15 protein-coding genes are annotated in these 12410 nt (G+C 61.5%); 9 read left to right on the top strand and 6 right to left on the bottom strand.

Annotation, left to right across the window (positions count from 1 at the left end; translation table 11 throughout):
- Positions 1-44: 44 nt before the first annotated feature.
- The 3 genes from purM (at position 45) to rnd (ending at position 2935) form a co-directional block, all read left to right on the top strand.
- The gene (purM, locus tag ACOQOQ_RS14975; RefSeq protein WP_420569779.1) at positions 45-1091 is read left to right on the top strand and encodes a phosphoribosylformylglycinamidine cyclo-ligase; all 1047 of its coding nucleotides are present in this window, start codon (positions 45-47) and stop codon (positions 1089-1091) included.
- Positions 1092-1132: 41 nt separating this feature from the next.
- On the top strand, positions 1133-1681 hold the full coding sequence (purN, locus tag ACOQOQ_RS14970; RefSeq protein WP_420569778.1) for a phosphoribosylglycinamide formyltransferase: 549 nt from the start codon (positions 1133-1135) through the stop codon (positions 1679-1681).
- 96 nt (positions 1682-1777) lie between these two features.
- Positions 1778-2935: a ribonuclease D gene (gene rnd, locus ACOQOQ_RS14965; RefSeq protein WP_420567790.1), complete on the top strand. Its 1158-nt coding sequence runs from the start codon at positions 1778-1780 to the stop codon at positions 2933-2935.
- Positions 2936-2953: 18 nt separating this feature from the next.
- On the opposite strand, the gene ACOQOQ_RS14960 is transcribed toward rnd, so the two are convergent.
- Positions 2954-3460: a hypothetical protein gene (locus ACOQOQ_RS14960; RefSeq protein ID WP_420567789.1), complete on the bottom strand. Its 507-nt coding sequence runs from the start codon at positions 3458-3460 to the stop codon at positions 2954-2956.
- A gap of 139 nt (positions 3461-3599) precedes the next feature.
- On the opposite strand from ACOQOQ_RS14960, the gene ACOQOQ_RS14955 reads away from it, so the two are divergent.
- A complete protein-coding gene (locus tag ACOQOQ_RS14955; RefSeq protein ID WP_420567788.1) occupies positions 3600-4007 on the top strand; it encodes a SufE family protein in 408 nt (135 codons plus the stop codon).
- Between the two features lie 110 nt (positions 4008-4117).
- On the opposite strand, the gene ACOQOQ_RS14950 is transcribed toward ACOQOQ_RS14955, so the two are convergent.
- Positions 4118-4756 (bottom strand): DUF1638 domain-containing protein, encoded by a 639-nt coding sequence (locus ACOQOQ_RS14950; protein ID WP_420567787.1) that lies wholly within the window; start codon positions 4754-4756, stop codon positions 4118-4120.
- A gap of 38 nt (positions 4757-4794) precedes the next feature.
- Positions 4795-5496: a corrinoid protein gene (locus ACOQOQ_RS14945; RefSeq protein WP_420567786.1), complete on the bottom strand. Its 702-nt coding sequence runs from the start codon at positions 5494-5496 to the stop codon at positions 4795-4797.
- Between the two features lie 208 nt (positions 5497-5704).
- Here ACOQOQ_RS14945 and ACOQOQ_RS14940 point away from each other — a divergent pair, with 208 nt between their 5' ends.
- On the top strand, positions 5705-6793 hold the full coding sequence (locus tag ACOQOQ_RS14940) for a PA0069 family radical SAM protein (protein ID WP_420567785.1): 1089 nt from the start codon (positions 5705-5707) through the stop codon (positions 6791-6793).
- On the opposite strand, the gene ACOQOQ_RS14935 is transcribed toward ACOQOQ_RS14940, so the two are convergent.
- From ACOQOQ_RS14935 to ACOQOQ_RS14925, 3 genes are all read right to left on the bottom strand, one after another.
- Positions 6775-7206: an ester cyclase gene (locus tag ACOQOQ_RS14935; RefSeq protein WP_420567784.1), complete on the bottom strand. Its 432-nt coding sequence runs from the start codon at positions 7204-7206 to the stop codon at positions 6775-6777. The genes ACOQOQ_RS14940 and ACOQOQ_RS14935 overlap by 19 nt on opposite strands.
- A 2-nt stretch (positions 7207-7208) precedes the next feature.
- Positions 7209-8231, bottom strand: a complete 1023-nt coding sequence (bmt, locus tag ACOQOQ_RS14930) for a betaine--homocysteine S-methyltransferase (protein ID WP_420567783.1) — start codon at positions 8229-8231, stop codon at positions 7209-7211.
- Positions 8232-8407: 176 nt separating this feature from the next.
- Positions 8408-8722, bottom strand: coding sequence for a DUF1476 domain-containing protein (locus tag ACOQOQ_RS14925; protein WP_420567782.1), 315 nt, complete (start codon positions 8720-8722; stop codon positions 8408-8410).
- A 178-nt stretch (positions 8723-8900) separates the two neighbouring features.
- Here ACOQOQ_RS14925 and purC point away from each other — a divergent pair, with 178 nt between their 5' ends.
- The 4 genes from purC to ACOQOQ_RS14905 are packed head-to-tail and all read left to right on the top strand — an operon-like array spanning position 8901 to position 12410.
- On the top strand, positions 8901-9659 hold the full coding sequence (gene purC / locus ACOQOQ_RS14920) for a phosphoribosylaminoimidazolesuccinocarboxamide synthase (protein WP_420567781.1): 759 nt from the start codon (positions 8901-8903) through the stop codon (positions 9657-9659).
- Between the two features lie 26 nt (positions 9660-9685).
- A complete protein-coding gene (gene purS, locus ACOQOQ_RS14915; RefSeq protein WP_420567780.1) occupies positions 9686-9916 on the top strand; it encodes a phosphoribosylformylglycinamidine synthase subunit PurS in 231 nt (76 codons plus the stop codon).
- 20 nt (positions 9917-9936) lie between these two features.
- Positions 9937-10605: a phosphoribosylformylglycinamidine synthase subunit PurQ gene (purQ, locus tag ACOQOQ_RS14910; RefSeq protein WP_420567779.1), complete on the top strand. Its 669-nt coding sequence runs from the start codon at positions 9937-9939 to the stop codon at positions 10603-10605.
- A gap of 35 nt (positions 10606-10640) precedes the next feature.
- Positions 10641-12410, top strand: a complete 1770-nt coding sequence (locus ACOQOQ_RS14905; protein ID WP_420567778.1) for a sensor histidine kinase — start codon at positions 10641-10643, stop codon at positions 12408-12410.

The following is a 12410-nucleotide window of genomic DNA, read 5'->3' as shown; positions in this document are numbered from 1 at the left end:
GCGCAATGGTCTATCGGAAGCGCGAGAAACTCGGGGATATGCTGATGACCACTGGCAAGAACGGCCTGACCTACGCGGATGCAGGTGTTGATATTGATGCAGGCAACGAATTGGTGGACCGGATCAAACCGGCAGCCAAGCGGACCAAACGCTCGGGCGTGATGTCGGGGCTGGGCGGTTTTGGCGCTTTGTTCGACCTGAAGGACGCCGGGTATTCCGACCCGATCCTGGTGGGGGCCACTGACGGTGTGGGCACCAAGCTGCGGATCGCCATCGACACAGGCAACGTGGACACGATTGGCATTGATCTGGTCGCGATGTGCGTCAACGATCTGGTCTGTCAGGGCGCTGAGCCTCTGTTTTTCCTGGATTATTTTGCCACCGGCAAGCTGGAGCTGGATCAGGCCGCGCGCATTGTCGAAGGCATCGCCGAGGGCTGCGTGCAGTCCGGCTGTGCCCTGATCGGCGGGGAAACGGCGGAAATGCCCGGCATGTATTCCGAGGGCGATTTCGATTTGGCCGGTTTCGCGGTCGGCGCGATGGAGCGCGGCACGGATCTGCCTGACGGCGTGACCGAAGGCGACGTGCTGCTGGGCCTTGGCTCGAACGGTGTGCACTCGAACGGCTATAGCCTCGTGCGCAAGCTGGTCGAAGTCTCCGGCCTGGGATGGGACGCGGATTGCCCGTTTGGCGACGGGACGCTGGGCGCGGCCTTGCTGGCACCGACTCGGTTGTATGTCAAACAGTCGCTGGCGGCTGTCCGCGCGGGCGGCGTGCACGCACTGGCCCATATCACCGGCGGCGGTCTGACCGAGAACCTGCCCCGCGTTCTACCCGAGGGCATGGGCGCGACCATCGACCTGGATGCCTGGGAATTGCCGCCCGTCTTCAAATGGCTGGCTGCCACCGGCGGCATGGAAGAATCCGAGCTGCTGAAGACCTTTAACTGCGGCATCGGCATGATCCTGGTGGTGGACGCAGACCGCGCCGCCGCCCTGACCGAGTTGCTGACCGAGGCGGGCGAGACCGTCACCACGCTGGGCACCATCGGCGCGGGCGAGGGCGTGACCTATAAGGGCGCTCTGCTGTGACCAAACGGGTTGCCATCCTGATTTCGGGCGGTGGCTCGAATATGGTGAAACTGGTGGAAAGCATGGTCGGGGATCACCCGGCCCGTGCTGTTCTGGTCGGCTCGAATGACCCGGATGCCGGTGGTCTGAAAAAAGCGGCCGAAATGGGCGTGGACACCTTTGCCGTGGATCATCGCCCCTTCAAAGGCGACCGCGAAGCGTTTCAGGCCGAGCTTCTGAAACATCTGAAGGCCGCTCAACCCGATATCGTCTGTCTGGCCGGGTTCATGCGCGTGCTGACCGAAAGCTTTGTGCGCGAATTCGAAGGCCGGATGCTGAATATCCATCCCTCGCTGCTGCCCAAATACAAGGGCCTGCACACCCATGCCCGCGCGATCGAGGCTGGCGATACCGAGGCAGGCTGCAGCGTGCATCTGGTCACCCCGGCGCTGGACGACGGCCCGATCCTGGGTCAGGCGCGCGTGCCGATTCTGGCGGGCGATACGCCCGATGCGCTGGCCGCGCGGGTTCTGGTACAGGAACACCAGCTATACCCGGCCGTTTTGCGCCGTTTCGCAGCAGGGCAGACCGAACCTTTGATGCTGGGCTAAGGTGACGCGGCGCACCTGCTTTCCATCGCCCTGCCTTTGGCGTATACGCAGAAAACCGCACAGAACCGCACTTAGGCAGAGACGAAACCCGCCCGCATGAAAACACTGACGACGACGGAAGACCTGGCCGCATTCTGCGCCGAAGCCCGCACCCATGATTACGTCACCTTGGACACTGAATTCCTGCGCGAGCGGACGTATTACTCCAAGCTTTGCCTGATCCAGATGGCCATGCCCGGCGAGACGGACGACAATGCCGTTTTAATTGATCCGCTGGCCAAGGGCCTGTCGCTTGAACCCCTGTACGATCTGTTCCGCGATACCTCGGTCGTTAAGGTGTTCCACGCCGCGCGTCAGGATCTGGAAATCTTTTTCATCGACGCAGGGGTCTTCCCCGAGCCGCTGTTCGACACCCAGGTCGCCGCCATGGTCTGCGGCTTTGGCGAGCAGGTGGGTTATGAAACGCTGGTACGCAAGATTGCCAAGGGCAGCCTGGACAAGTCCCATCGGTTTACCGACTGGTCGCGCCGCCCGCTGACGGATAACCAGAAAACCTATGCGCTGGCGGATGTGACCCACCTGCGTCAGATTTACGAATTTCTGGCCAATCAGCTGCAAAAGAACAAGCGCGCGAAATGGGTGCAGGAAGAACTGCAGGTCCTGACCAACAAGAGCACCTATATCGTTGATCCCGAAAACGCCTGGAAACGGGTTAAGACCCGTACCACCAGTGGCAAGTTTTTGGCCATCGTGCGCGAGCTGGCGAAATTCCGCGAAGACTATGCCCAAGCGCGCAATATTCCACGCAACCGGGTGTACAAAGACGATGCACTGGTCGAGCTGGCCTCGACCAAGCCCGCCACGCCCAACGATCTGGGCCGCTCGCGCCTGTTGCTGCGCGAAGCCCGCAAGGGCGACATCGCCGAAGGCATTCTTAAGGCGGTGGAGGCCGGGCTGGCTTGTGATCCGGCGAACTATCCCAAGGTGGATAACAGCCGCGACAAGCTTCAGGTGAACCCCGCGCTGGCCGATCTGCTGCGCGTACTTCTGAAGGCCAAGACCGAGCAGGCGGGCGTGGCCCCGAAACTGATCGCACCGGCCTCGGATCTGGATGCGATTGCGGCGGGGCAGCGGGATGTGCCCGCGCTGAGCGGCTGGCGCCGCGAAGTCTTCGGCGATGATGCGCTGCGCCTGTGCGAAGGGAAAATCGCCCTGGCCGCCAAGGGCAAGGACGTCACGATCGTAGAACTGTAAGGGATAGGCGCCGCCGGATTAGCGGCGCGATTCCAAAGCGTTACCCTTTGATTCGACGCGGATTTTCCGCACGCCGGCAAGCTCGTTATCCGTCAGGAAAGCCGCAGCGGTCAGCTGCCGGCTGCTGGGTGCACCGACCACGCGGTTGCCCGCAGGGGGAACATAGGCATCAAAGCGATAGCTGATGGTGCCATTCACGGCCTGCCCGTCGTTCAGCGGGGTCAGTTGCACATCAAAGGACTGCTGGTAATGACCGATGCCCGTGGCGCGGACGATGGCGCCGCCGGGGACGCGCTCGACCCGGACCTCGGTGACCTGCGCGATCGGGGCGCCCAGATAGGGGGCCTCTTTGGTCAGCGGGCGACCGTTGCGGCCCAGGGGAATCAGCGGGTTCGTCTCTCCGGAAACGGCCACGGGGGCGGCGGGCTGGCCACGCCCGAACCAGTTAAATGGGTTCAGCCGGGAATTGCCGCACCCGCTAAGCACCAGGGCCGCCACGGTCAGGGTCAGAAGAGATTTGCGCATCGCATTCGCCTTTATCACTTTGCACAACGGGTTACCCTATCCGAGGGGGCTTGAAAAGACGCAAGGCGGGGCTGGACCTTCGGCCAAGGGGGCGCTAGGCCATGGACACGCCAATTACCGCCGCCGGAGAGACATGAAAATGGCCACCGAAGCATTCGAAGCAATCGTCGAGGATTTCGAATTCCTGGAGGATTGGGAAGACCGTTATCGCTATGTCATCGAACAGGGCAAGGCGATGGAGCCGCTGGACGAGGCACTGAAAGTGCCCGCCACCAAAGTGGACGGATGCGCCAGCCAGGTGTGGCTGCACCCCAAGATCGAAGGGGGCGTGTTCTCGTTTGACGGGGACAGTGATGCGCTGATCGTGCGGGGACTGATCGCGGTACTGCGCAGCTTGTTCAACGGGTTGAGTGTGGACGAGGTGACGCGGGTGGACGCACAGGCCGAGCTGGCACGGCTGGGGCTGAATGATCACCTGTCGGCGCAACGTTCGAACGGGCTGCGCGCGATGATCGAGCGGATTGGTCAGGTGGCCGCTGCCGCGTAATCCCGCGGAGTGGCTGCGCCACGCATAGGGAGCTTCGGCCTGCGCCGAAGCGGTTTGGGGCGATGCCCCCTGCGCCTGCGGCGCATTCCCCCAAATCCGGATGGATGGGGTCACGCTTGGTTGGCGAGGGCGGTGCTTAGGTCCCCGTAGCCGGTGAAGCGGCGTTCGAACTGGAGGCCGAGGCGGAGGGCGCAGTCCTGGGCCTTGGCGGTAAGCTGCGGGTCGTCGGTCTGGGCCTGGTAGACCAGTTTGGTGTAATGGCCAAAATACATGTCTCGCAGGTCCGGATGGCGGTCCAGCCCAAGGGGTTTCCAGACGAAGGCGTCGAATTGCCGGGTCAGGAAATCGGTGAGGTAGAAGGCGGTGATTTCGTCCTGATGACCGGCGAACTGGTCGAGCCCTTCAAAGAAGGCATAGCAATGCGGGCCGGCGATCATCTGCACATTGTGGCGGTCGCAGACCTGTTGCAAGGCGCCTCCGGTGCCGCAGTCGGCGTAGGCAACGAACAGGTGATCGTGCGTGTGGCGATGTTTGTTGATGGCCTGGTCAACGGCATCCGCGATCCGCTCGGGGTGGTTGTGCAGGATTGCCGGTAGGCAGGTCAGGTCCATGTGGGACCAGCCATTGAGGCGGATAAGGGCCAGGATTTCATGGGCCAGCGCCCCGCAGGCGATGATCAGAACCCGGCCGCTGGCCTGCGCGGGAGCGAGGCCTTGGGTAGTCAGGCTTTGATCATCGGGCAGGCTCATGAAACGCGGGGGCCCGCGCGAGGCGGGCCGTTCTGGGGTTAGGCGCTGAGCTGGTTGTGCTTGCGCGCGATGAAGTCCTTGGCGGTTTCCACGGCGACAGCCGCGTCACGACAATAGGCGTCAGCGCCAATTGCCTTGCCGAATTCCTCGTTCAGCGGAGCGCCGCCCACCAGCACGATATAGTCGTCGCGTTTGCCCTGTTCGGCCAGCGTATCGATCACCGTTTTCATATAGGGCATGGTGGTGGTCAGCAGGGCGGACATGCCAAGGATGTCGGCGCCTTCGGTTTCCAGTGCGGTCAGGTATTCGTCCGCATCGGTGTTGATACCCAGATCGACGACCTCGAAGCCCGCGCCCTCCATCATCATCGAGACAAGGTTCTTGCCGATGTCGTGGATGTCGCCCTTGACGGTGCCGATGACCATCTTGCCCATGCGCGGCGCGCCGGTTTCAACCAACAGCGGTTTCAGGATGGCCATGCCGCCCTTCATTGCCTGGGCAGCCAGCAGCACCTCGGGGACGAACAGGATGCCGTCACGGAAATCGTTGCCGACGATGGTCATGCCGCCAACCAGGGCTTCGGTCAGGATCTTGTAGGGTTCCCATCCGCGCTCCAGCAGGATGTTCACGCCTTCTTCGATCTCGTCTTTCATGCCGTCATAGAGGTCGTCGAACATCTGTTCGACCAGTTCCTCGTTGTTCAGGTCTGCCAGGATGAGGTCGTCTTGATCTTCCGACATTGCGCGTTTCCTTGATGAGGGCGGGGGCCGCCATGATCCTATCTGTATGAAGACTTGGGCCTAATCGCGCGCGCAAGCTGCGCAAATTGCGACAGGCCGTGTTCTGGTTCCGACTTATAGAGAGGAAAGTTCCAAAGGTGGATTGAAAAATCTTCACGATGATTGTGACGATGATTGCAAATGTTCTTGTTTTGTTCATAATTTGCGGATGAACTGGGATGAAACAGATCAGATTGACCCGGTTCGGCGGAGGGCACGGGGCGCTGTCAGCAATCGAACCGGACGGTTCGAGGGGGTCTCGCATGTGCGGGCCCATGATGGCTGGGACATCCCCGAAGAGCTGCCGCCGATCCGAACCACTGTGCGCATGGAGCGGCCACGCAGCGTGATAAATTACATCCGCTCGCCCGATTTGCCGTTCGATCGCACCCTGAATCCCTATCGCGGCTGCGAGCATGGCTGTATTTATTGTTTTGCCCGGCCCACCCATGCCTTTTTGGGGCTCTCTGCGGGGTTGGATTTCGAAACGCAATTGGTGGCCCGGCCCGAGGCGCCACGGGTTCTGGCTCAAGAGCTGCGCAAGCGGTCCTACAAGGTCGCGCCGATTGCCATCGGCACCAACACCGATCCCTATCAACCGATCGAACGGGATCAGGGCGTGATGCGCGCTTGTCTGAAGGTTTTGCAGGCCTTCAACCACCCAGTGGCGATCGTCACCAAGGGCACGCTGATCGAGCGGGATCTGGACATACTGGCCCCGATGGCGGCTCAGGGATTGGTACGGGTTGGGGTGTCGGTGACCACGCTGGACGCCGGTCTGGCGCGGGTGATGGAGCCTCGGGTGCCTTCGCCCAAGCGGCGGCTGGCGATGATCCGTGCGTTGACCGGGGCAGGGGTGCCGGTGCGGGTGATGACCTCGCCCATCGTGCCGATGTTGAATGACCACGAGATTGAGGCACTGCTGCAAGCGGGCAAAGACGCGGGGGCGGATGCAGCCAGTTGGATCATGCTGCGCCTGCCGTTGGAGGTTGCGCCCCTGTTCCGCGAATGGTTGGAGCAGCATTTCCCCCTGCGCGCGGCCCGGATCATGGCGCGGGTCCGCGAAATGCACGGCGGGCGGGACTATGACGCTGAATGGGGCCGCCGGATGCGCGGCTCGGGCGAGTATGCCCGCATGATCGCCACGCGGTTTCGGCTGGTCGAACGCAAGCTCGGGCTGGATCGGGCGCAACCGTCCCTGCGGTGCGACCTGTTTCGCCTTTCACCTCGAAAAGGTGATCAGTTGTCGTTGCTCTGAGGCGCAGTCAGTTGCTGGTAGACCCCCAGGCGGTCTGCGACCTGCCAGTGGCCACTCAGACGGTTGCCCTGGAAACTATAGACGGTCAGCCCGGTCATCTGGATGCGTTTGCCGGTGGCCGGGATGCCGGGCATATCGCCCAGATGAGTGCCCGTCCATGTCCATGCCAGCGCGATCGTGTCATCTTCTTCGATCATGTGCACAGGCGTAAAGCGCTGATCCGGCGCAAGGCTGCGCGATTTGACTAACCTGTCCGCAAACCCTTGATGTGAAAGGGTTTGTCCCTCCCAAGGGTCGCCGGGATCATTGTGGATTGTATAGCTGTCAGCGATAAATTCAGGAATCGCTGACAAATCTTGTTGCGCCCAGATCCGATCCAGGAAATCGATCAGAGCCTGTTTGCGCGGCGACATGATCAACCCCGGCGGCGGCGCGAGCCGCGACGACCGCTGCTTGGGGCCTCGGCTTCGTCGCCCGTGCCATCAGAGGCAGAGGAAAATCCCCCAAGTTTTTCGGTGATCAGCTCAAGCGAGGGGCGGGGGCCGCGTTCGCGGGTTTCCAGCGCCGCGCGCATGGCCGACAGGTGCTCGGGCATGGTGCCGCAACAACCGCCGATGATCGTGGCGCCGGCATCACGGGCCAGAACGGCGTATTCGGCCATTAGCTCGGGCGTGCCATCATAGTGGATGTGGCCGTCATGGTATTTGGGGATGCCCGCGTTGCCCTTGGCAATGATGGGACGTTCGGTGCCATGAGCGGCAAAGCCCAGCACGGTGCGCAGCAGGTCAGACGCGCCAACCCCGCAGTTCGCGCCAAAGGCCAGCGGTGGGTTGGCCAGTTTTTCGACCATATCCACCATCGCAGCCGAGGTGACACCCATCATGGTGCGTCCGGCGGTGTCAAAGCTCATGGTGCCACACCAAGGCATGTCGGCCAGGGCAAAGGCCTCGGCGGCGGCCTTGTATTCTTCGGGGGCCGAGATGGTTTCCAGCCACAGAACGTCTGCGCCGCCCTCTTTCAGGCCCTCGGCCTGTTCGTGAAAAATCTCAACGGCGGTTTCGTGGGTCATCGGGCCCATGGGGGCGAAAATCTCGCCGGTGGGACCAACGGAACCAGCCACGATCACGGTGCGACCCGAGGCATCGGCGACCTCGCGGCCGATCTCGGCGCTCATCCGCGACAATTCGCGCGCCCGTTTTTCGGCGCCGTGCAGCTTCAGACGCGAGGCATTGCCGCCAAACGAGTTGGTCAGGAACAGATCCGAGCCGGCATCCACAGCGCCCGAATACAGTTTCTTGATGCGGTCGGGATGCTCTTCATTCCACAATTCGGGCGCATCGCCCGAGCTGAGACCCATGTTGAACAGGTTCGTGCCCGTCGCGCCATCGGCCATCAGCCAGTCGCGGGTTTCCAGCAGTTTCGAAAGTGCATTGGTCATTTTCGGTTCCTCAGGGTGGGCGAATTTTGCCGCTTCCTGTCATGTTTGGGGGCAAAGCGCAAATTCATATTGCTCACGAAAGTCTTGAGCGTGACCGCCGCCTTCAAGGGTCAGCGCCAAAAGAAAAACGCGGCCGACTGGACCGCGTTTCCCTTAAGTTTTTGAAATCAAAGCCCTTAGACTTCGTTCATGATCTCTTCTTTCGAGATGGCCAGCAGCTCGGCGCGTTTGGCGCGGATGGTGTCTGCGTCGGCCTTGCCTTCCAGATCGGCGGCAACTTTGCGGATCACGTCCTCGTGGCCGGCTTCTTCGAAGTCCGCGATAATCACCGTCTTGGCATATTCTTCGGCTTCGTCATCCGATTTGCCCAGCAGCTCGGCCGCCCAAAGGCCCAACTTTTTGTTGGTGCGGGCTTCGGCTTTGAAAACCATTTCTTCATCATGGGCAAATTTGGCTTCGAATGCGTGTTCGCGATCGTCAAAGGTGGTCATTCCAGTGTCCTCGGCTGACGTTGGTGTTAGAACTGATATGCCTGTATGACGCGCGCGGCGCAAGGGGCAAGCGGGCATCAAACGGGCATTCCGTGCGCGCTCTCTTGCGACAGGGCCTCCCATAGACTAAGAGGGCGCAAAACCCGGGACTCATCCCGGCCACAGCGATGGAGTGGCCATGGCACGGCGCAAGAAAATCTACGAAGGCAAAGCGAAGACTCTGTATGAAGGCCCCGAGCCCGGGACCATTGTCCAGTACTTCAAGGATGACGCAACCGCGTTCAATGCCGAGAAGAAGGACGTCATCGAAGGCAAGGGCGTTCTGAACAACCTGCTGTCCGAATATTTCATGCTGGGTCTGGCCAACGTGGGCGTGCCGACGCATTTCCTGAAACGGCTGAACATGCGCGAACAACTGGTGCGCAGCTGCGAGATCATCCCGCTGGAGGTGATCGTTCGTAACTATGCCGCCGGATCCATGTCCAAACGTCTGGGCATCGAAGAAGGTACGCAACTGCCGCGCCCGATCGTGGAATATTGCTATAAAGACGATAAACTGGGCGACCCGCTGGTCACCGAGGAACATATCGCCGCCTTTGGCTGGGCCAGCCAGCAGGACATGGACGATATCCTGTCACTCGCCTTGCGGGTAAACGATTTTCTGTCGGGCGTCATGTATGGCGTTGGCATCAAACTGGTCGACTTCAAGATCGAGATTGGCCGCGTTTTCGAAGGTGATTTCCAGCGTTTGGTTGTTGCCGATGAAATCAGCCCCGACAGCTGCCGCCTGTGGGACCTGGAAACCGGCGAAAAGCTGGACAAGGACGTGTTCCGCCGCGACCTGGGCAGCCTGACCGACGCCTATACCGAAGTGGCCCGTCGCCTGGGCGTTCTGCCCAAGGGCGCGACCCCCATCAAACCGACCCTGATCAACTGATCTAGCTGCGAGATAAGGAAAGACTGATGAAAGCTCGAGTTCATGTCATGCTGAAGAACGGCGTTCTGGACCCGCAGGGCGAGGCCGTGCGCCACGCATTGGGCCAGCTGGGCTTTGACGGCGTCGAAGGCGTCCGTCAGGGCAAGGTGATCGAACTGGATCTGGCCGAGGGCACCACCGAGGCCACCGTCAAAGAGATGTGCGAGAAGCTGTTGGCGAACACCGTCATCGAAAGCTACTCGATCGAACTGAACTGATCCGGACAGGAGCCCGCGCCATGAAAGCCGCCGTCATCGTATTCCCCGGGTCCAACTGCGACCGTGATCTTGCCGTTGCTTTCGAGCAGGCCGGCGCCGAGGTCAGCATGGTCTGGCACAAGGACACCGAACTGCCCGGCGATATCGACATCGTCGGCGTGCCCGGCGGGTTTTCGTTCGGCGATTATCTGCGGTGCGGGGCCATTGCGGCCAACTCGCCGATCTGCAAGTCGCTGATCGCGCATACCGAACGCGGCGGCTATGCCATCGGCATCTGCAACGGCTTTCAGATTCTGACCGAAACCGGCATCCTGCCCGGTGCGCTGCGCCGCAATGCCAATTTGAAATACATCTGCAAGACCGTGGGTCTGAAGGTGGAAAACGCTGACACGGCGTTCACCTCGGGCTATGAGGCCGGGCAGGTGATCAACATTCCGATCGCGCACCACGATGGCAACTATTTTGTCACCGATGAAAAGCTGGCACAGCTGAAGGACGAAGGCCGTATCGCCTTTACCTATACCGACAACCCCAACGGCTCGGTCGCGGATATTGCGGGCGTGATTTCCAAGAACCGCCGGGTGCTGGGCATGATGCCTCACCCCGAACGGGCAGCGGATGCCCGCCATGGCGGCACCGATGGGGTGGCAATGTTCCGCGCGTTGATGGATCAGCTTGTCACCGCGTGACTTGAGGCTGCCCGCGCCCCGTCGTACCTTGGGGCATGGCTGCCACCGAAGAGACCCCCAATTTGCCTGAACGCACCGGCCCGATTTCGTGGCGGGTGCGTGTGGCGTTGCTGGCTCTGACGGTTCTGGCCGTGGTCACCGTGGTCGTCACCAATAACCTGCTGACGGATCGCTTTACCCAGAATACCCGCAACCGGGCCGAGCTGCGTCTGGCGCTTTATGGCGGCAACCTTCTGTCCGAGCTGCGCCGAAACGCCATCGTGCCGCAATTGCTGGCACGGGACGCGGCGCTGATCGGGGCGCTGAACTCAGCCGATTACTCGCAATCCACGCAGCGGCTGATCTCCTTTGTCGACGAGATCGGCGCCGCCAGCCTGATGCTGCTGGACAAGGACGGGCGCGCGGTGGCGGCGACCGATCGCAACCGTCTGGGCTCGCAACACCGGCAGGATGCGTATTTTCTGAACGCGGTGCGGGCCTCGGACACGGTGTTTACCGTGCTCAGGCGCGAAAGCGGCGGCTACAGCTTTACCTATTCGCGCCGGATCGACAGTCAGTCCGAAGTGGCTGGTGTGATCCTTGTCGAGGTGGACTTGCAGAAATTCGAGCGGGCCTGGGCCGGGATTTCCGACGCAGTCATGGTCAGCGATAGCACCGGTACCATCATCCTGGCGTCCGAACCGCGCTGGCGTGGCTTGTCCGAGGACGAGGCCCTGCGCGTCGATCCCCCCGAAAGCGCGATCCAGCGGGCCATTCAGGCCACCGCCGATTGGACAGCGATCCCCGCGGATGCTTATGTGCAGGGCGAAGCCGTGATGCGCATGGACAGCCGCATCCCGTTCCGCGGCTGGCGCATAACCAGCTTCACAACATACGATAGCGTCCGGGAAAAGGTGAACGGGTTCCTGGCGCTGGAGATCATGGGATTCGCCATCTTCCTGGCGCTGGCCTTCTACTTTCTGTCCCGCAAGACGGCGTTGCGGATGGCCCTGTTCCAGCGCGAGTCGGCAGAACTTCGCGCATTGAACGCCCGTCTGCGGCGGGAAATCGCCGAGCGTGAGCGGGTGCAGGAAACCCTTGCCGTCGCCGAACAAACCCTTGCGCAAAGCCAGAAACTGGCCGCCTTGGGCGAGATGTCGGCCGCCGTCAGCCACGAATTGAATCAGCCCTTGGCCGCGATGAAAACCTATCTGGCGGGGGCGAAGCTGCTGTTGACCCGTAACCGCCCCGAAGAGGCTCTTTCTTCGTTTCAACGCATTGATGACCTGATTGGGCGGATGGGCTCGATCACCCGTCAGCTGAAAAGTTACGCGCGCAAAGGCGGCGATCAGTTCCAAGAGGTCAACATGGGCGATGCGCTGTCCTCGGCCCTGTCCATGATGGAACCGCAGTTGAAAAACAGGCATGTGCGCATCAGCCGATCCATTCCGGAAACGCCGGTGAAGGTAATGGCGGACCGCGTGCGGGTCGAGCAGGTGATGATCAACCTGCTGCGCAATGCGCTGGATGCAACGCAATCTGTGGACCAGCCGGAAATTGACATCATCCTGGCCGCAGGCGAGACGGCAACCCTGACGGTGCGCGACAACGGCCACGGGATTGACGATCTGGACGAGCTGTTCGAGCCTTTCTACACCACCAAGAAACCGGGCGAGGGCGTGGGGCTGGGTCTGGCCATCTCCTCGGGCATCGTCAGCGACCTTGGTGGGCGACTAACCGCCCGAAATGCCGAGGGCGGGGGGGCTGTATTCGAGATGCAGTTGCCTATTTTAACCAGTGACACAGAAATAGAAGCGGCGGAGTAA

The sequence above is a fragment of the Thalassovita sp. genome (assembly GCF_965218685.1).
Lineage (GTDB): Bacteria > Pseudomonadota > Alphaproteobacteria > Rhodobacterales > Rhodobacteraceae > Thalassobius.
This window is presented reverse-complemented; position numbering and strand designations above follow the sequence as displayed.